This window comes from Verrucomicrobiota bacterium (assembly GCA_039027815.1).
GTDB lineage: Bacteria > Verrucomicrobiota > Verrucomicrobiia > Verrucomicrobiales > JBCCJK01 > JBCCJK01.
In genome coordinates this window covers 31,284-56,057 of sequence record JBCCJK010000014.1, presented here as the reverse complement: position 1 = coordinate 56,057, position 24,774 = coordinate 31,284, and the positions used below count along the sequence as shown (strand labels likewise).

28 protein-coding genes are annotated in these 24,774 nt (G+C 58.4%); 26 read left to right on the top strand and 2 right to left on the bottom strand.

Annotated elements, in window-relative coordinates; translation table 11 throughout:
• Positions 1-369 precede the first annotated feature (369 nt).
• Positions 370-2,124 carry an FAD-binding protein gene (locus tag AAF555_05855; protein MEM6911091.1) on the bottom strand — a complete coding sequence of 585 codons (1,755 nt, stop codon included), beginning with the start codon at positions 2,122-2,124 and terminating at the stop codon, positions 370-372.
• Between the two features lie 127 nt (positions 2,125-2,251).
• Entirely contained in the window at positions 2,252-3,376 is a 1,125-nt protein-coding gene (locus tag AAF555_05850; protein ID MEM6911090.1) for an alkene reductase, read from the bottom strand.
• Between the two features lie 162 nt (positions 3,377-3,538).
• Between AAF555_05850 and AAF555_05845 the strand changes: the two genes are divergently transcribed.
• The 26 genes from AAF555_05845 (at position 3,539) to AAF555_05720 (ending at position 24,732) form a co-directional block, all read left to right on the top strand.
• The gene (locus AAF555_05845; protein MEM6911089.1) at positions 3,539-5,116 is read left to right on the top strand and encodes a sulfatase-like hydrolase/transferase; all 1,578 of its coding nucleotides are present in this window, start codon (positions 3,539-3,541) and stop codon (positions 5,114-5,116) included.
• A 36-nt stretch (positions 5,117-5,152) separates the two neighbouring features.
• Entirely contained in the window at positions 5,153-6,211 is a 1,059-nt protein-coding gene (locus AAF555_05840) for an FAD-dependent oxidoreductase (protein ID MEM6911088.1), read from the top strand.
• Positions 6,212-6,244: 33 nt separating this feature from the next.
• Complete coding sequence (queA, locus tag AAF555_05835; GenBank protein ID MEM6911087.1) at positions 6,245-7,243, top strand: tRNA preQ1(34) S-adenosylmethionine ribosyltransferase-isomerase QueA; 999 nt, start codon at positions 6,245-6,247, stop codon at positions 7,241-7,243.
• Positions 7,240-8,652, top strand: a complete 1,413-nt coding sequence (locus tag AAF555_05830) for an NAD(P)/FAD-dependent oxidoreductase (protein MEM6911086.1) — start codon at positions 7,240-7,242, stop codon at positions 8,650-8,652. Before queA ends, AAF555_05830 begins: the two co-directional genes overlap by 4 nt.
• 203 nt (positions 8,653-8,855) lie before the next feature.
• On the top strand, positions 8,856-9,500 hold the full coding sequence (locus tag AAF555_05825) for an NYN domain-containing protein (GenBank protein MEM6911085.1): 645 nt from the start codon (positions 8,856-8,858) through the stop codon (positions 9,498-9,500).
• A gap of 975 nt (positions 9,501-10,475) precedes the next feature.
• The gene (locus AAF555_05820) at positions 10,476-10,637 is read left to right on the top strand and encodes a hypothetical protein (GenBank protein ID MEM6911084.1); all 162 of its coding nucleotides are present in this window, start codon (positions 10,476-10,478) and stop codon (positions 10,635-10,637) included.
• A 207-nt stretch (positions 10,638-10,844) separates the two neighbouring features.
• Complete coding sequence (locus AAF555_05815; GenBank protein MEM6911083.1) at positions 10,845-11,126, top strand: hypothetical protein; 282 nt, start codon at positions 10,845-10,847, stop codon at positions 11,124-11,126.
• Complete coding sequence (locus AAF555_05810) at positions 11,123-11,716, top strand: hypothetical protein (protein MEM6911082.1); 594 nt, start codon at positions 11,123-11,125, stop codon at positions 11,714-11,716. Before AAF555_05815 ends, AAF555_05810 begins: the two co-directional genes overlap by 4 nt.
• A 217-nt stretch (positions 11,717-11,933) precedes the next feature.
• Positions 11,934-12,347, top strand: a complete 414-nt coding sequence (locus AAF555_05805) for a hypothetical protein (protein ID MEM6911081.1) — start codon at positions 11,934-11,936, stop codon at positions 12,345-12,347.
• Positions 12,348-12,374: 27 nt separating this feature from the next.
• Positions 12,375-13,268: a DHHA1 domain-containing protein gene (locus AAF555_05800; protein ID MEM6911080.1), complete on the top strand. Its 894-nt coding sequence runs from the start codon at positions 12,375-12,377 to the stop codon at positions 13,266-13,268.
• Between the two features lie 184 nt (positions 13,269-13,452).
• The gene (locus tag AAF555_05795) at positions 13,453-13,692 is read left to right on the top strand and encodes a hypothetical protein (GenBank protein ID MEM6911079.1); all 240 of its coding nucleotides are present in this window, start codon (positions 13,453-13,455) and stop codon (positions 13,690-13,692) included.
• On the top strand, positions 13,689-14,351 hold the full coding sequence (locus AAF555_05790) for a hypothetical protein (GenBank protein ID MEM6911078.1): 663 nt from the start codon (positions 13,689-13,691) through the stop codon (positions 14,349-14,351). The genes AAF555_05795 and AAF555_05790 overlap by 4 nt, the downstream gene beginning before the upstream one ends.
• Positions 14,352-14,641: 290 nt before the next feature.
• Positions 14,642-15,343: a hypothetical protein gene (locus AAF555_05785; GenBank protein MEM6911077.1), complete on the top strand. Its 702-nt coding sequence runs from the start codon at positions 14,642-14,644 to the stop codon at positions 15,341-15,343.
• Positions 15,344-15,366: 23 nt separating this feature from the next.
• On the top strand, positions 15,367-16,713 hold the full coding sequence (locus AAF555_05780) for a DnaB-like helicase C-terminal domain-containing protein (GenBank protein ID MEM6911076.1): 1,347 nt from the start codon (positions 15,367-15,369) through the stop codon (positions 16,711-16,713).
• A 91-nt stretch (positions 16,714-16,804) separates the two neighbouring features.
• Positions 16,805-17,002 carry a hypothetical protein gene (locus AAF555_05775; GenBank protein MEM6911075.1) on the top strand — a complete coding sequence of 66 codons (198 nt, stop codon included), beginning with the start codon at positions 16,805-16,807 and terminating at the stop codon, positions 17,000-17,002.
• A 185-nt stretch (positions 17,003-17,187) separates the two neighbouring features.
• Positions 17,188-17,430 carry a hypothetical protein gene (locus AAF555_05770; GenBank protein ID MEM6911074.1) on the top strand — a complete coding sequence of 81 codons (243 nt, stop codon included), beginning with the start codon at positions 17,188-17,190 and terminating at the stop codon, positions 17,428-17,430.
• Between the two features lie 56 nt (positions 17,431-17,486).
• The gene (locus tag AAF555_05765; GenBank protein ID MEM6911073.1) at positions 17,487-17,864 is read left to right on the top strand and encodes a hypothetical protein; all 378 of its coding nucleotides are present in this window, start codon (positions 17,487-17,489) and stop codon (positions 17,862-17,864) included.
• Positions 17,857-18,183: a hypothetical protein gene (locus tag AAF555_05760; GenBank protein MEM6911072.1), complete on the top strand. Its 327-nt coding sequence runs from the start codon at positions 17,857-17,859 to the stop codon at positions 18,181-18,183. Before AAF555_05765 ends, AAF555_05760 begins: the two co-directional genes overlap by 8 nt.
• A 78-nt stretch (positions 18,184-18,261) precedes the next feature.
• A complete protein-coding gene (locus AAF555_05755; protein MEM6911071.1) occupies positions 18,262-18,534 on the top strand; it encodes a hypothetical protein in 273 nt (90 codons plus the stop codon).
• Positions 18,477-20,258, top strand: a complete 1,782-nt coding sequence (locus tag AAF555_05750) for a hypothetical protein (protein MEM6911070.1) — start codon at positions 18,477-18,479, stop codon at positions 20,256-20,258. The genes AAF555_05755 and AAF555_05750 overlap by 58 nt, the downstream gene beginning before the upstream one ends.
• 40 nt (positions 20,259-20,298) lie before the next feature.
• Complete coding sequence (locus tag AAF555_05745; GenBank protein MEM6911069.1) at positions 20,299-20,673, top strand: hypothetical protein; 375 nt, start codon at positions 20,299-20,301, stop codon at positions 20,671-20,673.
• Positions 20,674-20,985: 312 nt separating this feature from the next.
• A complete protein-coding gene (locus tag AAF555_05740; protein MEM6911068.1) occupies positions 20,986-21,366 on the top strand; it encodes a hypothetical protein in 381 nt (126 codons plus the stop codon).
• A gap of 53 nt (positions 21,367-21,419) precedes the next feature.
• Positions 21,420-23,624, top strand: a complete 2,205-nt coding sequence (locus AAF555_05735) for a hypothetical protein (GenBank protein ID MEM6911067.1) — start codon at positions 21,420-21,422, stop codon at positions 23,622-23,624.
• Positions 23,621-23,869: a hypothetical protein gene (locus AAF555_05730; GenBank protein ID MEM6911066.1), complete on the top strand. Its 249-nt coding sequence runs from the start codon at positions 23,621-23,623 to the stop codon at positions 23,867-23,869. Before AAF555_05735 ends, AAF555_05730 begins: the two co-directional genes overlap by 4 nt.
• Positions 23,870-24,002: 133 nt before the next feature.
• Entirely contained in the window at positions 24,003-24,362 is a 360-nt protein-coding gene (locus AAF555_05725; GenBank protein MEM6911065.1) for a hypothetical protein, read from the top strand.
• A 70-nt stretch (positions 24,363-24,432) separates the two neighbouring features.
• Positions 24,433-24,732, top strand: coding sequence for a hypothetical protein (locus AAF555_05720; protein MEM6911064.1), 300 nt, complete (start codon positions 24,433-24,435; stop codon positions 24,730-24,732).
• Positions 24,733-24,774 lie beyond the last annotated feature (42 nt).

The window sequence follows — 24,774 nt, the reverse complement described above, 5'->3', positions numbered from 1 at the left end:
GGGAAGGGAGAGCCGGTGTCTTTCGAGCCAGCCCTGCGTTGCTCCTCGGTTACGGTGCCTGCACCGCGCCCTCGTCGCGCCTTGGTCTGGCCCGAAATCCACTCGGCCATTCTACCAGCCAATTCTGCAGCTTGGTATTAGGCAATCGTGCAGTTCAACTGCGTCGACTGCTTTTTCCTTTTGGCTGCGGCTGAACAGCTCGCTCCTTTTGTCGGAGGGACTTTCGGTAGACGAAGTGGGAGGGCCAGGACGGGCCCCTATGATGACCACAGGACGGTGCGAATAGAAGCTGGGTTCAACCGCAAACACTCACCAGGTGACCGCCGGTCTTCCGGCAAAGCCCCGCTTTGACGGAAACTTCGGGTCTGCCTACTCGATCAGCTTGCCGCTGAAGGTGGTGATCTCATCGGTTCCGGAAACGATCGTTTGCAGCTCTTCGCTGAGGGCGGGAGCGGCTTTGACCTTCACTTCGAGTTTCCCGTCCTCTGATGCACGGACGTGACAGTTGGCTTGGAAGGCGGGATCGGTTTTTTTGAAATCGCTCCGCTGGTGAGCGCCCCGGCTTTCTTCCCGGGATTGGGCGGCCAGGATGGTGGCTTCGGCTGACATGATGGAGCCCTCCAAGTCGAAGGCCAACATGAGGTCTTCGAAGCCTTCGGAGTCGGGCCGGACGTCGAGGTCTTGGATCCGTTCTTTCAATTCGCTAATTTTTTCCAAGCCACCTTGGAGGCGCTCTCCGTCCCGCACCACGCCGCAGTGCTCCCACATGATGTTCCGCAGCTCCCGCTGGAGCGGTCGTGCCACTTCACTGCCGGTGCGCAGGAAGCTATTGATTTTGTCGTGGGCTTTTTGGACCACCTCGCGCGAGCGCATTTGCACGTCCATGCGAAGGGAGCGTTCGGCGGCAGAGCGTCCGGCCCTCTTTCCGAAGATGAGGATTTCGGCGAGCGAGTTGCCGCCGAGTCGGTTGGCCCCGTGAAGGCCGCCTGTGACTTCGCCGGCCGCGAAGAGGCCGTCGATCCCGGTCCAATGGTCATCCGGTTCGACCACGATGCCTCCCATGGAGTAGTGGGCGGTGGGGGCGACTTCCATGGGTTGCTTGGAGATGTCGATCATGAGGGTGTCGAGAAACTGGCGATACATCCGGGGCAGCTTTTCAACGATGAAGGCTTTGTCCTTGTGGCTGATGTCGAGGTAGACGCCGCCATTGGGGCTGGAGCGGCCCTCCACGATTTCGGTGTAGTTGGCCATGGCCACGCGGTCGCGCGTCGAGAGTTCCATCCGCTCGCTATCGTAGCGGCCCATGAAGCGTTCGCCCTCGCCATTGATGAGGTGCCCGCCTTCGCCACGGACGGCTTCGGTCACGAGGGTCCCGGCGATTTCCTCTGGAATGACCATTCCGGTGGGGTGGAACTGGACCATTTCCATGTCGGAGAGGGTGCAGCCGCCTTTGAGGGCGAGGTAGAAACCGTCGCCCGTGTTTTCATTTCGCCTGGAGGAGCTTTTCCGCCAGATGCGGGTGTGCCCGCCGGCTGCGAGCACCACGGCGTCGGCCAGGTGGACGGTGCGCTCGCCTGAGCGAATGTCGAAGGCCATGGCCCCGAAGCAGGTGCCCTCACTGATGAGGAGTTCGGTGACGTATTGGGAGTCGAGGACGGGGATGCGGAGTTGCTCGGCCTTATCGATCAAGGCCATGAGGATGGAGCGCCCGGTGTAGTCGCCCGAATAGCAGGTCCGACGGTAGGTGTGGGCGCCGAAGAATCGCTGGTCGAGGGCCCCATTTTCCAGCTTGGCAAAGTTGGCTCCCCACTCATCGATCTCGAGCACGGCTTCCATGGACTCTTTGGCCATGAGTTCGATGGTCCGCGGTTCGCCCACGCCGTAGCCTTCGAGGTAGGTGTCGGCGAAGTGCTGTTTCCAATCGTCCTGAGGATCGACGTTCCCAAAAGCGGCATTGATCCCGCCCGCGGCCAGGACGGTGTGGACGTCTCGCTTGTCCCGCTTGCCCAGAACGGAGACTTCCAGTCCGGCGAGCTTGGCCTCAATGGCGGCGCGCAGGCCAGCGCCACCGCTGCCGATGACGAGAATATTGGAGATGCGGGTCTGATGGGGAATGGATTTCATGAGTTTGGAGTGGGGCGACGATCGATCAGAAACAACGGGAGAGACTGATACCCAATCTCATTACGAAACGCAAATCCTACCCGGACCAATTCTGGTCCCGGTGAGGTGGACAGGGAGAGGCCGCAGATCAGCCTGGGAAGTCCTTTTCCCCTGCAACCTGTGCCGTGGGGTAGTCGGTGTAGCCCTGAGCGCCGGTCGGGGAATACCAAGTGGACATGTCGCCTTCCTTAGAGAGTGGCCAGCCCTTGGCGAACCGCTCCACGAGGTCGGGATTGCTGATGTAGGGCCGCCCGAAAGCGATGAGGTCCGCGTGGCCGCTTTGGAGTCTTTCTTCGGCGGCGGCTTGGTCGTAGCCGCAGTTCCCGATGAGAGGGCCGTGAAAGGGCTCGCGAAACTCGGCCAAGGTCATGGGTTCTCCCAACTCGTGAAAGCCGAAGGCCAGCCCGTCCATGACGTGGAGGTAGGCCAGGCCGTGCGAGTTCAGTTGTTGGGCGGTGTAAAGGAATTGCTCGCGATAATCGGGTGAGCCCATGTCGTTGAAGGCGCCGTTGGGCGAGAGGCGGACGCCGATGCGTTCTGCGGGCCATTCGGCGAGCACGGCGGTCAGGACTTCGCCCAGGAGGCGGTAGCGATTTTCCAGACTCCCTCCGTAGGAATCGCTGCGCTGATTGGTTTTCGACTGAAGAAACTGGTCGAGGAGGTAGCCATTGGCGGAATGGATTTCCACTCCATCGAAGCCTGCCTCGCGCGCCAGCCGAGCGGCTTGGCGGTAATCGGCCACCAGGGCAGGAAGCTCTTCGGTGGCAAGCGGACGGGGCGTTTCATGAGGGTGCTTTTGGCCATCGGCTCCATGAACGCCTTCGCCCTCAATCGCGATGGCGGAGGCCGAGACGGGCCGTGCTCCCCCGAGAAAGCTGCTGTGCCCGGCCCGCCCGGTGTGCCAGAGCTGGAGGAAGATTTTGGCCCCTTGCGCTTGGACGGCGGCCACCACGGGTTTCCAACCATCTCGCATGGCCTCCGTCCAAATCCCAGGCGTCTCGACCCAGCCAAGGCCTTGGGGGGAGATGGTGGTGGCTTCGGTGATGACGAGTCCGGCATTGGCGCGCTGGGCATAGTATTCCGCCATGATGGGCTGGGGAATGCGGTCGGGTCCAGAGCGAGCCCGGGTCATGGGCGCCAGCACCACCCGGTTTTTTAGGGAGAGGCTGCCGAGTTGGGTAGCTTCGAGAAGTTTTGAGGAAGAGGAATCCATGTTCCCCCCTACACGCTTTTGGAAAAGGAGTCGTGCGATCTCTCGCGGAGGGTGCCCCAGGGGCTTGGGGCGACTTCTCTTCCAGATGGCCCTCTGCCACTCTGCCCCTTTGCAAAAAGCCGGTCCTTGCCAACGTATCGGGCGGAGCTTTTTCTTTCTTTTATGCGCCGCTGGTTTTTCCTTCTGAGCTTGGTCTTTTTGGCTCTCCCCTGGGGAGCGGTCGCCAAGCGCCCCAACGTCATTCTCATTATTACCGACGACCAAAGTTGGGATTCGCTGGGCTTCATGGGCGGGAAGGTGCACACGCCGCGTCTTGATCAGATGGTGCGGGAGGGTCTTTTGCTGACGGACTTCAATGTGACCTCGACGGTTTGCTCGCCTTCGCGTTACAGTTTCATGACGGGTCGCTACGCAGGCCATTGCACGGCCGAGAAGTTCCTGCACGAGCATCCCCCGGGCGACCAAACCCAAGTAGAAAACATCGGCGAATTGGAGCCCAATCGTTGGAATCTCGCCCGGGCCCTCCAGCGGGGTGGCTACAAGACGGGTTTCATTGGCAAGAGCCATCTCATCAATCACGAGTGGGTGGCGGAGGGCGGGGGCAGTCACGTCGGCCGTTGGGAGAAAGCGGGCTTTCAGCTCTACCCGAAAGACGCGGACCCGCGCGATCCCGAGGTGAGCGCCAAGATGCGCTACAATCACGCCAAGTGGTGCGAGGCCATGAAGGCTTACGGCTTCGATTTTGTGGACGGTTACTACGCCGCCAATCTGCGCGAGTTGTTCAATGAGTCCCTGAATGTCCACAATCTGGAGTGGACGGTTTCGAAGGCTTTCCAGTTCTTGGAGACTTACCGGGAAGATCCCTTCTTCCTGTATTTCTCGACCACGCTCCATCACGGGCCGGCGCCTTGGAACAACCAATACAGTCTGGAGGCGGATCCTCGAATGACTGGAGAGGGCTTTGTGCCCGAGGGTTTCGACGTCATGCCGAGCCGGGAAGACGTCTTGCGGCGCAACCGAGAGGCCGGCTTCAAGGACCGGGCGGCCTATGCGCTCTGGCTCGACGATGGGGTGGGCGCCATCCTCGACAAGGTGGCGGATTTGGGCCTGGAGGAGGACACGCTCATCGCCTTCGTCCCGGACCATGGGTCCTATCGACACGGGAAGGCCACGCTGCATGACTATGGCATGCGGGTCCCGATGATTCTTCAATGGAGGGGGACCATTCGACCCGGGAGTGAATACGATGGCATCGTGGCCAACATCGATTTCGCGCCCACGATTTTGGATCTCTGCGGGGTGCCGGTGCCGCCCCATTACCAGATCGACGGCTTGAGTTTCCGCCGGGCTGTCTTGGGCGATCCGCGGCCGATCCGGGGCCATCTTTTTGGCGAACTGGGCCATTCCCGCGCGGTCAAAACCAAGGATTGGAAATACATCGCCATCCGCTACCCGGAACGGATTCAGAAGCGGATCGATGAGGGAGAGACCTTCCGCAGTTACCATGGCGAGCGGATGGAAGCTCCCTACCTGACCCGCAATGGACACCTCGGGCATCACGCGGCCGTCAAGAACCCCAATTACTTCGTGCGGGATCAGCTCTACAGTTTGCAACGTGATCCCGAAGAGACCGAGAACGTCTTTCGCGAGAACCCCGAGGTGGCCCAGCAGATGCAGCGCTTGCTCAGCCAGGCAGCCCGGCAGTTTGAGGGCCGACCCTTTGGCGAATTCACGAACTGAGTTGGCCTCCGGGGACGGGGAACGTAGTCAAATGGGATGAGTTCCAAAGAGTCTCCGGTGGCGATTGTGGGCGCGGGCGTGGCGGGGTTGGCGGCGGCTTGGGAGCTGTCTCGAAACGGGCGCCCGGCGGTGGTTTTTGAAAAGAGCCGGGGCTTTTCCGGGCGAGCTGCTTCCCGCAGCCGCTCGGGGGTGCGCTATGACTACGGGGCCAATTTTTTCAAGTTGGCGGAGGACCGGGTGGGCGAGGTGATTCGCTCTCACTTGCCCACCGAGGAACTGGTGGAAATTCCTGGGGAGGTGCGCGTCTTGACCGAAGACGACGAGATTCTCCCGGGCGACGAGAAGGCCAACGCCGAGACGAAGTGGACCTATTCCTCGGGAATCAGCACCTTGGGCAAGCTTTTGGCCCAGGCGGCCAACCGGGCCGAAATCGTGCGAGAAACGCAAATTGCCGAGGTCATGGGGAGCGGGCAATCGTGGCGACTCCTAAGCCCGGCCGGCGAGAGTTACGGGCCTTTCGAGCAGGTTCTGTGGACCCTCCCCGCCCCGCAAAGCTATCAAATTCTGAAAGCGTCTTCGCTCGAGGGGAGCTGGCTGGAGTGCTTGGGGGAGTGCTCGTATCATCGCCAATTCACCTTCGTCCTCGGCTATCATCACGAGCCCGCACGGCCAGCAGGAGTGCACGCGCTGGTGAACCTGGACCAGGGGCATGACATCGCTTGGCTCTCTTTTGAAGAGGACAAACCAGGACATGTCCCGCCTGGTCAATCGGTCCTGGTGGTGCAGATGGCCCCTGAATGGAGTGCGGGGGAGTTTGCGAGCGAGCGCGAGCTACTCCTGCACGAAGTGGTGGAAAAGGTGGCCGCGATTTTGGGGAGCGATTGGGACCAGCCGGATTGGTGGGATAGCCAGCGCTGGAAATTTGCGCACCCGACCCGGCTCCTGGATCGGGGCCTCTTGGAAGAGGAAGAGTGTGCGGGGCTGGGCTTTCACTTCGCCGGGGACGCACTCGTGGGGAAAGGGAGGGTGCCCTTGGCCTTGGGGACTGGTTTGGAGGCTGCGGATCGTCTTCTGGGAAAGCGGGAAGCTGTTTGATCCGAGGGTCTTTTCAGACAAGTTCCGATCTTGATGGCTTCCTCTTCCGAGCAGGGTCTGCGAACGAGCGACTTCGATTACCTGTTGCCCTCGGAGCTGATCGCTTCGCGGCCGCTCGCGGATCGCTCCGCTTCCCGCATGATGGTGGTGGATCGGGCGCGGGGAACGATTTCGCATGGCCAGTTTCGCGACTTCTCCGAGTCTCTGGGAGAGGGCTCGCTCTGCGTGTTCAATGACACGAGGGTGGTGCCAGCCCGCTTTTTTTCGGACGAGGGGAAGGTCGAGCTTCTCAAGTTGGAAGCGGCCGAGCCCTGTCTTTGGCGCTGTCTCGTGAAACCCGGCAAGCGCATGAAAGTAGGGCGCAAGATTGCCCTGGGCGGGGTGGAAGGGGTGGTCGAGGCGGTCTTGGAAAACGGCGATCGCCTGATTCGCTGGCAATCATCGATCGAAGAAGACCGCTACGGCCAACTCGCGCTGCCGCACTACATGGAGCGGGAGATGGAGCCAGAAGATCGCGAGCGCTATCAAACCGTCTATGCCGCCAAAGAAGGCGCGGTGGCCGCGCCCACGGCCGGCCTCCATTTCACCCCTGAAATGATGGAGACGCTTCCGCATGTGTTTGTGACGCTGCACGTGGGGGTAGGAACCTTTCGGCCGGTTAAGGCGGAGAAGGTGGCCGACCACGAAATGCACGCCGAGCGCTTTCACCTGAGCGAGGAGACGGCCAGGCGGATCAATGAGGCGAGGCGCGTGGTGGCCATTGGCACCACCACGGTGCGGGTGCTCGAGAGCCAGGCCGATCCAGCCGGATCGTTGCAAAGCGGTTCGGGAGAGACGAGCGTCTTTCTTTTCCCGCCTTATGACTTTCGTTGCGTGGACTCGCTCCTGACGAATTTTCACCTTCCCCAGTCCACCCTCCTCATGCTGGTGAGCGCGCTGGCGGGGCGCGAACTCATTTTGGAAGCCTACGCCAAGGCGGTGGAGGAACGCTACCGGTTCTTTAGTTATGGGGATTGCATGCTGATTTTATGAAGACTTATGATTATGTCATTCTGGGGGGAGGAAGTGCCGGCTACGCGGCCGCCCGGACCGCGGTCGGGCTGGGGATGGAGACGGCTGTCATTGAGGGCGGGGAGCCCATGGGAGGGCTCTGCATCCTCCGGGGATGCATGCCGAGCAAAACCTTGATTGAATCGGCCAACCGAGCGCTCTCGATCCGTCACGCGAGAGACTTTGGCTTGCGGGCCGAGGACTACCAGGTGCATCCAAAAGAAGTCCGAGATCGCAAGCGGGCTTTGATCGCCGACTTTGCGGGCTATCGCCAAGAGCAGTTGCAATCGGGGAAGTTCGATCTGGTGCGTGGGCGCGGCACGTTTCTGGATGAACACAGGCTGCGTGTGGCTCCCCTGGATGGATCGCCTGCTTGGGTGATGGGCGCGAGGGCGGTCCTGATTGCGACGGGCTCTCGCCCTCGTTTGTTGGAGATTCCTGGTCTGGAAGAGGTGGGGTATTGGCTGAGTGATGATGTCTTGGACGCAGAAGTGTATCCGGAGAGGATCGCGATTTTGGGTGGAGGGGCCATCGCTTTAGAGATGGCCCATTTTTTCGATGGGATTGGCAAGGAGGTCTCTCTCATCCAGCGCAGTCCTCGTTTTTTGCGCGAATTTGACCCGGAGATTTCAGAGGCCCTGCTGGAGAGCTTTCGAGAGCGGGGGATGCAGGTGTTTTCCGGCACGACCTTGCAGGGGTTTGAGAAAACCGAAGGGGGCAAGAAAGTGATCTTCGAGCAGGCTGCGGAGCGGAAGGAAATCGAGGTCGATGAGATCCTGCTTTCAGTGGGTCGCCTTCCCGAGAGCCGCGGCCTCCAGATGGAGGCGGCCGGGCTGGCCATGAATTCTCATTGGGTCCAAACCGGTCCGGACCAGCGGACCGGTCGGGCGCATGTTTTTGCGGCAGGCGATGTCTGTGGTCCCTTGGAGGTGGTGCACCTGGCGATTGAGCAAGCGGAACGGGCGACGCGCAATGCAGCCCGCCAGCTGGGGAAACTCGGGGGAGAGGCGGAGGAGATGAGCTACCGCTTGAAGCTCTTCGGCATCTTCACCAGTCCCGAGATGGCGCTCGTGGGAAGGAGTGAAGAGGAAGCGCGGGACGAAGGGATTCCGGTCGTGGCAGCCCGTTACCCCTTCGACGATCACGGCAAGAGCCTGGTCATGGGAGAGACCTCGGGGATGGTCAAGCTGATCGCTCACCGAGAAACGGGAGAGATTCTGGGAGGGCAGGTGGTCGGCCCGCACGGAGTCGAACTCATCCATGAAATCGTGGTGGCCATGCGCTTCCGGGCCACGGCGCAGCAGCTGGCGACCACGCCCCATTACCATCCGACCTTAGCGGAAATTTGGACCTATCCGGCGGAGGAGTTGGCGGAAGCCACCCAAGGATGACCAAGAGAGTGTTTGCAGGAGGAATCAAGCGGTTGGCTTTTTTGGCTAAGCCCAATCGGACTCCGAGTGAGCCAAGCATCCCCTCTGTCTTGACAAATCTGACTTATGACGGTTTTTTCCCCGACATCTCTCCTGTGTGCTTCGGCACCAGGACGCAGGGCGACTTCTAAGGGGGTCGCCCTCGCATTTTCTATGACAACGAGTTGAAGACCATTCTCTACATCGATGGCTTCAATCTTTACTACGGAGCCTTGAGAAAGACGCCTTTCCGATGGCTGGACCCCATTCGCTTGGCAAGACAGGCCTTCCCTAAAAACAGGATCGTCGGGACCAAGTATTTTTCGGCCAAGGTCGATCCAGCGATTGGCGATCCTCAAGCTCCGGTGAGGCAGGCGATCTATTGGCGTGCCTTGAAAACCTTGCCTCTTTTGGAGATTATTGAGGGGCAATTCCGAACACGTCGTAGCTGGGCCAAGGTTGCCTCACCTCCGCCCGAGAAAATCGAGGTCCTCAAAAACGAGGAAAAAGGATCGGACGTGAACCTCGCCTCCTATCTGCTTCTGGATGCCTTCCAGAACAAGTTCCAGGCGGCCATTGTCATTTCGGGAGATTCCGACCTCTTCACTCCGATTCGCATGGTAAAAGATCAGTTAAGCAAGCCAGTAGGGGTTCTCAATTCTCAGCGGCTTTCGGGACCCCACAAGCCCAAAGAAAGAAAGAACGCGGGCCTTAGACGTGCGGCGAGCTTTTACAAAAAGGGCGTCACGTGGGCCCAACTTGAGAGGTCTCAGTTTCCAGATTCTTTACGGGACAAAACGGGGCCCATGAAAAAACCAAGCAAATGGTGAGCTGCCGGCCACTGAGTCGTTCGTGAGTCCTTTTGGAAAAAGCAAGCGACCACAATTGATTGAGCCCCGTGTTCGAAAAACCAGCAAGAATCAATACGCCCGAGAGGAATCGAACCTCTATCTACGGCTCCGGAAAACTCTGTTTCCAAGGGCAAATCGTCAATGAGTTGCCGGTTAGGTTACAATAAAATTCTCCAAGGTTGTTTTTATTTCGTTGAACGGGCGCGAAATTGGCTGACAGTGATATGTGCGTAAATTTTGGCGTGTCCTTTGGGTGCTGTCAGCAATGTTAGCCGCATCGTTGGGGGGTGTTTTGGGTAACCGTTGGGCAGATAATCCACCGGGATCGAGCGTGGTGCGCGGGTTGGTTGCCCTGCCGCAAATTTTGGTGGAGCAAATTGGCGACGAAGTGTTTTTGTGGAGCGCCCTAATTCTGTTTTTTTTGATCTCAGTCGCTGCCCTGATACGCGCTAGACAAAGTCATGATGAGGACTCCTGAGGGAGGTTTTTATCAGAGTTGACCCTATACTGCACAGAGCCTTCATCTCTGATGACCATGTGTGCTCCTCTATTTGCTGAATCATCAAGGACCAGCGTCGTTATGTATTCGGAAAGGCTGGTGTAACCCAATCGTTTGGCGCGATCCTTGGCGCGTTCAAGCGTGTCACCTGGCAGGTAGATTGTGGTGCGGCTGTTTTTGGGAGGCGTTGACATTGGCTAGGTCATTTTGGCGCAGCATCCATTCGATGTAGCTGCTAAGGCTGGTGTGCGCTCCAAGGCGCGCCCGCTTGCGTGTGGTTGCAAGTATGGGCTCTGGGAGGCTGATGGTGGTGCGTTCTTTTCTTACCCTTTGGGGCGCTGATGTGGTTCGAATGGCGTCATGTGTATCAGTTTTTATGCCTATTAGTCAATTTATAAAATTATTGTGATGCTTTTTCGTTGACCAGTGTATGCAATTTGCATACACTTAGCATCATGCAAATTAAGAGGACTACTCTCAACCTGCCGGATGAGGTCCGGCGGAAGTTGGAAGAGGGCGCTGCGCGGGAGTGTCGCTCCCTCAGTGGCCAGGTGGAGTGGCTGATTCGGCAGTCCGAGGCGCGGGAGCAATCCAACGCGGAGGTGGTTGATGCCTAAACGCGCCCTCCCATCCGCGCCGGAGCCTTCGTGGTCGGTCCCTTTCTTGGCAGCCTACTGGCAGCTGACCCCGGATTTTATCCGCCGTGAGATCAAGGCGGGACGGTTTCCGGGCGCTTGGCAGGCGGGCAGTGACTGGCGGATACCGATCTCGGCTATCAATTCATACGCAGCAGCTCGACGCATTCACGGGACGGAGGCGGCAGCATGAGGGTGATCCCGGTGCAGTGGGTTGCCGCGCCTGATGGTGTGACTCCGGCCTGTTTTTTTTGGCGGATCGAGGATCACGCTGCATTGGGCGAGAGTGCTGAGTTTGAGCGCTGGTGGGAGCGAGTGGTGGCGGAGAGTGTGGGCTGCGTGCTCATGCACGGTCACTGGTGGCTCGGTGATCCGGTGGCGATTTCTTTTTTCAAGATTGGTGGACTCCCGAAGTCTGACCAACTCCAACCGCCTTTATTTTTTGCCCTAGATGAGGAGGCGGTGGCATGATCGACGAGACGCCACTGCAACGCATGGAGCGCGAGCAGGCGGAGCAACCGTTGTTGCTGGACGTGCCTGCGGATGTGCTGGCGGTGGCTGAGGCGGCGGGAGAGTATACCGGTGCGCTCCTAGCCAGTGCGCGGCCCGAGGTCTACAAGCAGTGCGTGGCGTGTCTGGCTGCAGGAGTGCCTGTCAAGGTAGCCGCAAAAGCTCTCAATGTTTCTACTCGGACTCTGGCGGGAGTCCGAGAGCGGGAAGCCGGTGACATAGCAACCCTAAAGTCGTTGATAGCCAAGGATATGGCGTCGGTTGTGCATCGTGGCGTGGAGTTACTGGCTCAGAATCTTGAGGCGCTTTCGCCGGATAAACTGGCCGTGACGATTGGGATCCTGACCGACAAGCTGCAAGCGCTCACGGGTGCGCCCACGTCCATTGTCCAGCACCTACAGGCGGAGACGGTGGACGACCTCAATAACATGCTTCAGGCCATCGAGGTGGAGGCTGAGGAGGTGCCGGGAATGGGTTTGGTTGGGGACGGGCGGGAGACAAAGGGGATTTCGGATGGTCGGGCGAACAGTGAGGATGCGTTCAATGGATAGTTTAGCCGTAGTTCAAAATTCATTTTCAACGAGTTATGAGTATTAGTTACCAAGTTAGTTACCAAACCGGGGAGTATTCTGGGGGTTTTGGGGGGATCGGTGTAGGTTTTTGGGGGGTGCCTCTCGAGGGGGGCGGGGGGGGTCGCGCCCGTCGCTGTCTCTCTATATTCTATATGGTTTCGGCCTCTGGAGTTTTTGCTACAAAGGGAGGCTTGCGATGACGGAGGGGGCGGTGTTGGAGACCGATTTGGTTCGGCAGTTTGGATTGCCCCGCGATGTGTTCCGCGACATTCGGTCGGGGATCGCTTCGAAGGGACTGCATTGGGAAAAAAATGGCGAGGGGGCGATTGTCTGGCTGGAGGCGGGGAAGGCTTTGTTGGCGGTGGAGCTGCCTGGTAAGCCGACGGAAAAAAAGGGGCCGGTGGCTCTCACGCTGCATGTGACGCAGCTTTGGAGGAATCCGCGGGTGTTGGAGGCGGAGGATCGGTCGGGGGCGCTACAGGGGCGCGTGCGCGTCCGGGTGCGGGATGCTGGCAAGTTTGTGATCGGGATGGAGGTCCGGGATTGCGTGGAGGAATCGGAGGGGGTGTGGAGCTGCCGCTGCCACCCGCGAAGAAAGGGTCGCTATTAGAATTTCCAGAATACAAACACTTGCATTATGAAAACTACAATTCTTTATCACCAAAACTGCCTAGACGGGTTCGGCGCGGCTATGGTGGCTCTGTTGAACTTTCGCTCGGAAGGGGAGGTGCGGCTGGTGCCGTGGCAGTATCAGACGCCTTGCCCGGTTTTGGACGAGATGGTGTTTGAGCGGGTGGTAGTGCTGGATGTCTCGGGCGACAGAGACGAGATGGAGGCGCTGGCGCACCGCTCTGTTGAAATGTGGTGGTTGGATCATCATGCGATTAGTGCCAGCACAACAAGGGCCGCCGTAGGAGGTGGGGCGAAGGTGGTGTTATCCAGCACAGACGCGACCTGTGTTTTGGCGTGGAAGACGTTTTTCCCGGAGTCGAATTGGATTCCGCCGGTGTTGCGCCATGTCCAAGACTACGATCTCTGGCTTTTTGATCTGCGGGGTACGCGGGAAGTTTGCGAGCGGCTGCGGTTGCTGGGCTGGGTGGAGTCTGCCTGGTTGGAACTGTTGTCTGACGAGGGGGATGAGGTGGAGCGCTTGGAGAATGAGGGGCGTTTGCTGGTGGCGGCCAGAGATAACGAGGTGGAGCGGATCGCCAAAAACGTGGCGGTGCAGGCTCGCCTTCGGCTGGCAATGGTGAACTCCACAGTCTGGCCGAATGAGGTGGCGGAGCTTGTGCTGGATCTGCACGAGGAGGTCGATGTGGTAGGGGTGTGGTATGCCCGCCGGGGCTTGGTAAAGTGGTCGCTTCGAGCGCGAAAGAATACCGTGCCAGTCAATGAACTTGCGGCGATTTTTGGAGGGGGTGGCCATGCTTGTGCGGCCGGCTGCGTCATGGAATGCACGCCGATGGCTCATGATTTACGGCTGAGCGATGCGCTGGAGACGCTGCAGGAGAAAGGAGGGCTGACTGCATGAGTGGGGCTGAGAATGTGGGATTGGTGTTGTTGCTGGTCGGTGTCGGGTTGGCGATGATTTGGATTTATCTTTTGGGGCAGAAGGTTGGTCAGATGGAGGGGCGTAGGCAGGCGGATGCTTTTGGCTGTCTGAAGTGCCGACGCCGGGCGGCTCGTTTGCAGAAAATAGGAAGAAAGGAGGCCGAGTGATGGACTTGTTCGCAATGGAAGACAGCGAAAGCCCGTTCTCTCGTTGGAAGCGTGAGCTGCGCATCGGGACGGTGCGAGAGCAGGGCGAGGGTATGATGCCTTGGATTGCTAAGACCGGCTCTGTGGTGGCTCGTGGGCAGGTTGAAGAAGAGGCGTGCTATAGCTTGGCGAAGAAGCTGGGCGTGGCGTGGCCTCCCTCCTTGTATTTCCAACAGAAAAAGGAGGGAACGAAGTGAGGCGGCGAGAGCAAGAGATTCACTTTGAGGGGGCGGTGGCTTGGTTTTGGATGGGATCCCGGGCGGAGCGCGTGCAGGTGGTGGTGGATGCGGAAGATGCTTGGCGGGTGCGGGGGCGGGTGTGGTCGCTCCATGAGCGCGGTGTCCGATGCAAGGAGGCGAGCCTGCTGCTGCACAGGCATGTGTTGGGGCTGCTGCCTCCTCGGCGTCCTTGGGTGCGGGTGGTGAATGGAGATTTCACGGATTGCCGGAAGGCAAATCTGCGGGTGGTCTTCACGGCGGCAGAGGAGGAATCGGCGGCGAGTGTGCGCGATGCGTGGGCGAAGCGGCTGCGCATCGGGCGCGAGATGGTGGAGCAGGTGCGCCTGTCGGCCAGGACTGCTTCGGCGCTGGATTCGGAGAGGCAGCCGGTGGGTATCCGGGAGTGGCGCGGGATGGTTCAGGCGAGGGTGTGTGTGGATGGAGAGAGATTCAGCAAGGCGTTCTCAATTGAGCGCTGGGGGCGTCGCAACGCTTGGCAGCAGGCGGTGGCTTGGCGTTTGAGTGTCTTGCGGGATGCTGGCCGCGTGGTGGTGTTTCCGGAGACGGGCGAGGCAGTGTCTGCCGAGCAGGTGCTGGGCGAGGTGGGGATGCGGGTGGTGGAAGGGAGGGCTGCGTGATGAGTGTTCTGGCTGCGGAAAATCGCGTGCTGCGGATCAAGGATTGGGAAGGGACGTTTGAGACGGGGGATACCAAGAAAAAGGTCAAAAAAATGAACTGGTTTCCGTGCCCTTCCGGATGTGAATCGAATGGCTTCCTTACGCTGTCCGGACGCGGTGCGGATGGATTCCGGACGCTTGGCGTATTCCAAGCGCTTTGTCAGGGGTATGCCGGAAAGTTCGTTTGGGACCGTGCTAAAGGGGTTTCTCGGGATGGGCGATTTGTGAAGCGGTCGGGGAAACCGATGAGCTTGGCGGAGATCGCAACGCTGTGTCGGGTGACTGTGGAGGTGTTGGAGGCGGAATTGGCGGTGTTGGAAGATCCAGATGTCGGTTGGGTTTTGTGGGAGCGTTCGGACGACGTTCGGACAGCATCCGCACTAGAGGAGAGGAGAGGAGAGGAGAATGAGGAGATCCCCCCTAACCCCCCAGCGGGGGAATTGGGTGGTGGTGTTGCGGAATCTTCGGATCAGGAATCGCTTTCGTTGACTTCGGAACCTGATTTCTCGGAAGAAAAAAAGCCGCGATGGGAGCCATCGCCGGAGCAGCGGGTGCTGAACGAGACGAAGCGATGGAACCGGCGGGAGAGCACGGAGTGGTCTGCCAAGGAGCTGAAGGCGTGGCGGGCGGTGCAGAAGCGGGCGGATTTCGTGCGAGAGCTGGCGCTGGTGGTGCGCTACTACCGGGCGGCGATTCCGGCGGAGGAGGATATTCGGCGGCGCGATTTGCAGACGCTGCTCAACAACTGGAGCGGTGAGGTGGATCGCGCCAGTTCGTTCTTTCCCGACGCTCGCCGCCCGAACAAAGGGCCGCGTGAGACGGTGCCGTTGGGCGAGGATGTGACGCGCGCGACGCGGGCGTTGTGGCAGCGGGAGGTGCCTTGGGCGCAGCTGCCGGATGCGGAGCGCAAAGAGGTGCTGGCGTGGCTGCAACGCGAGAAAGGAGAGCGCTGATGAGTGATTTCGAGCCAAGAAAAATGCCGTCTTCGCTGGAGGCGGAGGAGGGGGTGGTGAGCTGCTTGTTCCGCGATCCGAAAGGGTTGATTCCCGGGGCGCTGGCGGATATGCCGCCGGGGGTGTTCCATCACTTTGCGGTGCGGACGGTGTTCGAGGCGGTGTGTGCTGTCTTTGAGAAAAAGTCGGCCTGTGATCTCCTGCTGGTGACGCAGGCGCTCATGGACGCGGGCAAGCTGGATGACGCGGGCGGTGCGGGTGAGGTGACTCGCTTGGCTACGCTGGAGCCGGACACGGCGAACTACGCGCACTACGTGGCAATTCTGCGGGAGAAGCACAAGCTGCGCGAGGCCGTGGGGATTGCTCAGCGCATGTTGGGGGCGATTCATGGTCCGGATTGCCAATGGCGGACGGTGTTGGAGGAGGCGAGCGGGGCGTTGATGGACCTCCAGCGGGAAGGGAGTCAGGATCGGCTGCGTTCGGCGAAGACGGTGGCGATGGAGGCGATGCAGGAGCTGGAAGGCCGCATGAGCTCGCGGGGTTCGGTGACGAAAGGGTTGCCGACGGGCTTGGCGGAGATCGACCGGGCGCTGCAGGGACTGTCTCCGGGCGACTTGGTGACGATTGCGGCGACGCCGGGGAGCGGGAAGTCATCGCTCGCGCTGAATATCGTGGCCCACATCACGGGTCTCAATCCGCAGGCGGGGGTTATGATGTTTCCGATGGAGATGCCGGATCGGGATGTGATGATTCGAGGGCTGATGTGTGGGGCGGGGGTCAATTTGACGAAGGCGCACACGGGCATGTTTTCAGAGGGTGAGTTGAAGCGGGTGCTGCAGTCGGGGGCGCAATGGGCGTCGCGACGAGTGTGGTTCGATGATTCGCCGAGCGTGACGCACCACCACATCATGGCGCGGTGTCGGCAGGTGGCGAGTCAGTGCCCTTTGGACTTGGTGGTGGTGGATCATTTGCACCGGATGGCGGGTCGCCCAGGGCAGGAGGATCAATGGGCGATAGCGGAGAACGTGCAGGGGCTAAAGAATCTGGCGTTGGAATTGCGGGTGCCGGTGCTGCTGCTCTGCCAGCTCAAGAAAATTGAGCGTCCAGGGGGTCGCCCGACGGTGGGGGATTTGAAGGGCACGAACAAGATTTACGAGGAGAGCGACAAGATCCTTTTGCTTCATCGACCTCGCTATTGGGCGATGCAGAATGGGAAAAAGGGCGAGGATGGTGAACCGTTGGAGGATGATGGCATCTGCGAGGTGAATATCGCAAAGAACCGGAATGGTCCGGTGGGGGAAGTGAAGGTGAAGTTTTTGGGAGAGTTTACCAAGTTTGGGGATCTGGAAGGGGACCGAATGTATGGGTGATAACTCCAAAGTGAGGGACGCGATCCCTCAAGCAACGAACAACACCGAGGGCGAAACTCGCGTTCCTCTCCACTGACTGGTTATCAAAATTATGGATATATATGAACTGGCAATAGCCAAATCCACGCCAAAACAAGCGGCGCAGCTTGTCAAAGAAATGGCTGCTGAATCTGAAAAATACCGAAAGGCAATAACCGATGCGTTGATGCAACTCGAAACGAACTACGATGTCAATGGGAATTCGATGAAAGATAGCGATGCGGCAAGATGCCTTCGAGCTTCGCTTTGATAACGATCAACGCTCGCCACCGGCTACCGGCGGCGAGGCCACGAATCACCACCAACCAGAATGAAACCAGAAACCAATGAACTCGGAACGGGTAGCCGGTTGGTCTGCGCCGCCTTGTTCGACCTTTGAATTATGGATACCATGCAAGACGACCCAACCTGTGTCAGAACCCCACAAGTCCTCGAATGGATCGGGGAGCTTCACTGCGCAATCAAAGAACTGCAAAAAACAAAGAACTGCAAAAAACGTGCCATCAGCTTGATGAAAAATCCGCGCCGGTCATGCGCGTGATTCCCAGCGGCGATGAAGTATGCGGAAAAGATGACTGCGAACTGGTCACCATCGCGGACGAGATTAGAAGCGCCACGCGCAACGTGCAGATCGTGATTCGCAATCACCGTTCCATGTTGGATCGCGCCGAAGTGTAGGTCGAACGATGAGATCAGGGACTGCTGAGAGCGCGATCCCACAACACTAGAAAACTATGAAATCAGAAACGAAAACCAACAACGGAGGGGGAAGCGGTTCCTCTCCATCGGCTTGTTTGCCGATTCTGGCGCTGCCATCGGATACGGACGAGAAGACTGTTGCGGAATGCCGAGCCGCTGGATACCTGCCAGTGCTCACGGACTCCCCGGATTCAGTGCGGGTAATCCTGCCCGGATCGCAGGTGCAATCGTCCGATTTGCTCATGGCGGCATTGGCCGGTCTTTGCTGCCACCCGCAAGCGGACGGAAAACGAACGATGGTCGAAGAACTCCATCGGCGACTCAAAGCGCGGGAGTCTTCGGCGAACGATCAACGTGTGGCACCGGCCGAGAGCGGCCAGCCCGAAGCAAAGAAAGGAATTGAAGATGGGTAAAAGCGATGACAACACAGCCGAGAAGGCGGTTGACTACCACGGCCTTGTTCGGCTGTTCGTGGTTCTCTATGACGACAAAGGCGGGTTGCAATGCCCGATGATGTGGGATGCCGACTGCGAAGGAGCGTTGACCGCATGGTGGCACCCGAATCCAATCGCCACGTTCCCAAGCAGAGCGGATGCGCGAAAGGCAATCACGATCTCCACCAAATACGCTCAATTGGTGAAGGCTCAGGGTAAGCCTGAAAATACGGACTTTACCGAGTTTAAGAAGCACCTCCGAGTCGAGGAGCTTTGTCTGCCGAACAAGCAGATATAAGAACTTTGCAAGATTTCAGCTATGCCTAGCTCCTTCAGTATCAAGCGAAAAGGCGCTACCAGCGAACGCGGGCGACGTATGGCTCGTGCTCGGTGGGACAATGAGGCTCGGGAGTTCGAGCGACGGTTGGCGGCGCGGGAGGAGGAGTTGCCGCTTCGTGGGAATGGCTTGGAGGAGGGGGAGCTTTTGGGTGTTCTGCAATGGCAGGAGCGCTCGGGTCGAGTGCGGCGCTGGGTGGTGCGGCAGTCAAAGCGAAGCAATCAAATTAAGATTGATGGCGTGCCGAAGCCGAAGTGCTGGAGTTGGTTGCTGGCTCGACTGCGGAAACACACGGCCTGTTTGACTCGTTGACGATGTATAAGCTGGAGCAAATCGATCAGGCGCTAGCTTCGGGAGCTTGGCCGAAGGTGCCTACGGCGCATCCTCTGTTGCGTGTGCCTTCGGCGAAGGCGTTGGCGGCCGCGCGGCGTGAGCCGGCAAAGGCGGAGCCGCTGCGGCAGTTTCTGTGGAAGCGGGAGCGGAAGATCACGCTGGCTGTGGAGCGGCGGGTCGAACATGGATTTCGTTTACCAAGCTGGGATCGAGCGGATCGGGTCTTGGCGCAGCCAGGGGTGCGGGAGCTTTGTGTGTTTGGTGGCAACCGGGCGTCCAAGACGACGTGGGCGGCGGACAAAGTCATGAATGTGTTGATCGAAAAGCCGGGATCCAACGCATGGGTGTTTCACGAAAGTGAGTCGGAGAGCAGAGAGAGGCAGCAGCCCGAGTTTCACAAGCTGCTGCCTCCAGAGTGGCGAGGATTGAAGGGGAGGGGGGCAAATACTACGTTCTCCGAAAAGGGAGGATTTTCGGAGAATCGGTTTGTCCTCCCTAATATGTCGCGATTGACGTTTCGTTTCTACAAACAAGATATTCGATCCATTGAAGGGGGCGAGCTGGATATTGCGTGGTGTGATGAGTTGGTGCCGGTGGACTTTTTGAAGACGCTGCGGTATCGCTTGATGGACAGGGACGGATTGTTGTTGGTTACGTTCACTCCAAAAGAGGGCCTGTCGGATACCGTCCGAGAGTATGTGGATGGGATGGTTTGGGAGGAGTCCGCTCCGGCTCCGCTCCTCCCGATTCTGAAAGATGGAGACGTGGTCGGGCACAAGAAGCGTCCCTTGGTTGCGAGGTGTCGCAAGAAGAAGGCGAAAGTGGTGTATTTTTGGACGCAGCACAATCCATTTTTCAAGTATTCCAATTTGGTGGAAGAGTTGAAGGGAGAATCGGAAAAGGAGATCGATATTCGAGCTTACGGCTATTGTAAGAAAACTTCCGGAGCGCAATTTGCGCTGAATCAAGAGGGGCATGTGGTTTCTGTGGGTCGGCTTCCGAAGGTAGGAACGTGGCGGATGGTGGCTGATCCGTGCCCAGGCCGAAATTGGTTTATGCAATGGTGGTTGGCGACGCCGCAAGGCCAGCATATTTGCATGAGGGAGTGGCCTCAGCCAGATGATTACATTCCCGGAGCGGGTCCGCCCGGGGTGTGGGCCGTCCGTGGGAAGATGGCCGACGGCGAACGGGGGCCTGCTCAGTTGACGTTCCGGTTTGGTTATGAGGATTACAAGCTGGAGATTGAGCGCATCGAGCGTGAGCTGCACACGTTTTGCACAGGTGAAGAGGGGGGGAGGATAGAAGTCTTTGAGCGGATCATGGACAGCCGGTTTGCCAATCATCCCACGCTTTCTAGTAGCGAGGCGACGACGCATATTGAAGAGCTAGAAAAGCTGGGGCTGTTTTTTGAGCCTGCGCCCGGTGGTCGAGGTGTGTTTGAAAATGAGGGACCGCAAGCGATTGTGAGTTGGCTGCGATTCAACGAAGAGGAGCGAATCACGCCTTTGAATCAGCCGACAATGCTTTTCAGCGAGCGGGTGGAGAACACTCTGTATGCTATGGAAAACTGGACAGGCGCGGATGGCAATAAGGGGGCGACGAAAGATCCTATCGATTGTGTGCGGTATTACCGGCAGAGCGAGCCGGGGTATGTGGATTTGATGGGGATGCGGCAGGAGGCTTATGAACGGGAGAGGTTTTGAATAAACGAATAAGATGAGGCGGAACACTAAGAGAAGAATTTTGGATTTGGATGATAAGACGTTTACTTTCGCTGTCGAGCTTTGTGAGTTGGCGTATGAGTTGGAGTGTTGGCCTCCTTTTAGAGAATTACAACACGATGACAAAAATCCTCCCTTTGCGGGCGGGCCTTGGGTGTTGTGGGATTTGGCATTGGATATGTTGGGGTGCCCTAAAGATGGCGATGAGATTGATGATCCGCTTTATGAGGGAGAGGAGTTTACTCGCGAGTTTTACCGTGCCATTTGGGATGATATTGTAGGCTGCCGTGGAGATTGCGCTACTTTCTGCGATCTGCTGCGGGATGAAAGTCAACTGCCGATGTGTTGGGGAAGAGGGGAGGAACTGCACCGTCATGTTTATGGGTCAGAAGAATAACCGGAAATTATGGAAATAATCTACGCAAAACATTTGAAGGGGTTTCTTGTGGCAAAATGTAGTCGCGAAGATGCTCGCCGATTCAAAGGCAACGCTGGGTATTGGAGGGCAACGAGCCAAGACGTTCCGAGTCTTGTGCAAATGGTGGAATCGGACCTAGGCCATGCTGGGTTTAAGATACGTGAGGTGCCAATAAGTGAGTTTGACTAGGCGGGTTGAAACCGGAGGTGGGCGCGGATTAGTTGAACCGCTAAGACGCGAAGTGCGCGAACGGATTTTGAAGAAGATATTTTGAACCACGGATGGACTCTGATGGACACGGATTTTTTATTGGATTTGTTGCGAGCCTTTCAGGGGCAAGGGATGACTCATGCTGAGGCGTTGGAGCAAGTGGAGGAGGATGATTGGCGTTCTGCGCTACAGGAAGCGCTGGAGGAGGATGGAATGGATGCTCCTTTGTGTCAGTTTTGTCGGCGGGCTTTTGCGGAGCAGTCGGAAATGGCAGCGCTAGAGCAGGCAATGGATCTGTGGGGGGCTGGGTGGACGAGTGAAGATCCGATGCCGACTCAGAATGAAGTGTGGCAGTGGTATTGGCGGAGGCCGCCAAGAGGCAAACGAAAGAAGGGAAAGAGGTTTCTTTCGACGAACCAAGCGTGGAATGCGCTGCAGAGGGAGCTGAAGCCTGAATTCTAGGAAGCTTTTTCTCTCCTTTGTCTCCATTTTGTTGTCCCCCTTTGTAGAGGGATATGAAATCTGAAGAATTTGAGGAGTGGAAGCAGAAGCTGACGGACGCTTGGTGTTCGGAGGGGTGGTCGTCGTATGTGTCGAGCTTGCAGGGGCTGGAGGAGATCCGGCGCTGTGTCTGGGAGGGGCAATCGAAGGATGGTCGGGCGTGGGAGGAGAACTTCCAGGCGCGGGTGAAGCCTTGGGATGGGGCGGCGGATTCCCGGATTCGCTTGGCGGATCAGGTGGGTCGCGAGCTGACAGCGGTGCTGAAGACGGCTTTTTGGCAGGCGAAGATTCAGGCGGTGGGGCGCGATTTGAATGATGTGGAGCGTGGACAGCGGGTGACGCTGTTGCTGCAGTATTTCCTCTACACGCGGATGGAGGAGGATTTGGTGAATGTGCTGAATCTCCTGGGCTCGGATATGATGCTGGGCGGGCTGGGGGTGGTGGCTCCCGGTTGGCGGAAGCGCTACGGGACGCGGAGTCGCGAGCTGTCGCTGGAGGAGTTTGCGGAGAAGGCGAGCGCGGCGGGGCTGTTGGCGGCGGTGGAAGCGGGCGAGGTGGCGCAGACGGAGCAGGGGCCGAAGATCACGCCGATTGGCCAACAAATCGTGGTGGAGCAGGAGGCGGATTATCTGGCGTTTCTGACGGATGCGGAGAATGAGGTGGAGGTGGCCGAGATGCTGCAGGAGATTGCGCGTTCCGAGGTGGAGGACGAGCTGGAGGATGGGCGGCAGGTGATGACGCTGTCGGAGGCTCGCCAGCAGGCACGGGCTTTGCGCGAGGAGGGGAAGTGTCGGGTGCCAGTGCCTTACCTGCGTCTGGATGAACCGCAGTGGCGGGTGCTGCAGCCAGGCGTGGAGGTGTTTTGGCCGGTGGAGGTGACGTGTTTGAAGGAGTCGCCCTGGGTGGCGGAGCGCGAGTGGCTGGATGAGAAGGAGCTGCGGGCGCGGGCGGCGGTGGATGGTTGGCCGGAGTCGTTTGTGGAGGCGGCTTTGGAGCAGAAGGGGGTGAGTATGGAAGGCGAGGATGCGGACATTCTCTTGCACACGGATTCTGAGAAGCTAGCGGACGATCCTGAGGAGGAACGGATTCAGATTCACCGGGTAATTTACCGCGAGATTGATGAGAACGGCTTTGAGGGCTTGCGCGAGATGGTGCTGCATCATGCGGTGGAGGAACCGGCCTATGATGAGGTGCTGGTGCATTTGCACGGGGAGATGCCGTTTCGCGATTTTCCGCTCGAGCAGCAGACGCGAAGGCTGATGGACTCTCGCGGGGTGCCGGAGATTGTGACGACGTGGCAGATGGAGCTGAAGAATCAGCGGGATTCGCGGATCAATCGGAGTGATCTGGAGACGAGTCCTCCGCGCTATGTCCCGGCAAATTTGTTGAGTGGCAATCCAGGCAGGCGGGTGCGACCGGGCGAGGATTTGCCGCGCCATGGGTCGAGCGAGAAGAGCGAGGTGCGTTTTATGCAGTTGCCTGCGGGGCGGGTAGATACGTTTCAGATTGAGGATCGCACGCGGGCGGAGAATGATCGCTACTGGGGGCTGGTGAGTGATTTCGTGCCGACGGAGGTGGCGCAACTGCTAACGCAGGAGCGGGTGAATGACTTCCTGCGTCGCATGAAGGGCGTGGTGCGGCTGACGCTGCAGGATCTCCAGCAGTGGATGAGTCCGCAGGTGGTGACGCGGGTGGTGGGGGCTCCGCTGGCGAGTCCCTTTGAGGTGGATCGAGAGGAGATTCAGGGGCTGTTCGATGTGTCGATCCAGTTCGATGCGCGGGATATGAATACGGAGTTCCTGTTTGAGAAGTTGAAGCGGATTGCGGAGATTCTGGCGCTGGATTCGGAGAATGTGACGGATCGTGGGGCGCTGATGGAGATTGCTTTGCGCTCGGTGCTGCCTTCCGCGGCCGATCAGCTCATTCGTCCGACGGATGCGGTCAATGCCAAGGAGCAGGAGCTGGAGCTGCAGAATTTGGGATTGATGATGCAGGGGCTGGAACCGCCCAAGGTGGCAGGCGGGCAGAACCACGCGCTGCGGTTGCAGGTGCTGCTGCAGCAGGTGCAGGGGAATGCGAAAGTGCAGGAGGCAATCCAGGAGGATGAGCAGGTGCGGGCGATTTTTGAGGCGCGGGCGCAACACCACCAGCACCAGCTCGATCAGGAGGAGAACAAGAAGATTGGCCGCACGGGGGCTAGGGATGTGGTGCCGGTATGAGTGCGGTAATTGCCAAAATGATCGCTATGGAACCTACGAGTCGAGAAGCGCTGGAACGAGACTTTCCGTATTATGTGCGTCGGGGGCAGGTGTTTGAGTTGGTGGGGCGGTTCTTTGACAATGGGGAGACGATCGCAAGGACTTGGGTGGAGTCGGGGTTGTTGAAAGAGGTCGAGATTCCGGGCATCCGTTGGTCCTATTGGCTGCGGGATCAGGTGATTGAACTGTTGGGGGTGTTTGAGTGATGAAACGCTGATGCGCTGCCACCAGCGAAGGGAGAGCAGCCCGAATTTAAAACCAACCGTGAAACAACCTGAACACATTGAACTCGCAGCGGTCGCTGGTTGGTCAGCCGCTGCTTGTTCGACCTTTTGAATAATGATTACGAATACGACAAAACAAGAAGCCCGCCCTGAGTGGTTGATGGGCGGAAACCCTAGCGCCATCGAAAACCAAGAGGCTCGCGGACAGCAAGAACTCTGCGAATCGACGCAGCTCCCGACCCGCGTGCTACACGGCGACAAATCCAAACTGGAGGAAGCCGGGGTAAAGTTCGGTGAGCCGTGTAAGGATGATCCGATCTTCTGCAACGCTGAACTCCCCGAGGGGTGGAAGGTGGAGCCGACTGAACATTCAATGTGGTCGAAGCTGGTCGATGCCGAGGGGAAAGAACGGGCGATGATCTTCTACAAGGCTGCGTTCTATGACCGGCACGCATTTCTGAACGTGTCTGAGTAGGTCGAACAAGCAGATATAAAAACTTTGCAAGATTGGATAACGCCTCTGTGGAGGCATCAAGTAAATGACTATGAAAACACCAGCAAACGGAGCCAAGGTTGCCTCCCACGATTTGTTCAGCGCCGTTTATTCGGTTCTCGTCGAGAAGGCTGGAGCGATTGAGTCCTACCGCCGCGACTTTATTTATCACCACGCCGAATCCAAACAGCCATGCGACGAGTGGAGGTTTCAAGGCAAGCTCGGGTTTGGGGGAAAATACTGGAGACGGTATAATCAGGTTTCGTGTTACTACGAAGATTTCACACCAGAGAGGGAAGCTATCATCAAAAAAACGAACGCGGGCCTTTCTTTGCTGAACAAGCAGATATAAAAACTTTGCAAGATTTTAGCTATGCCTAGCTCCTTCAGCATC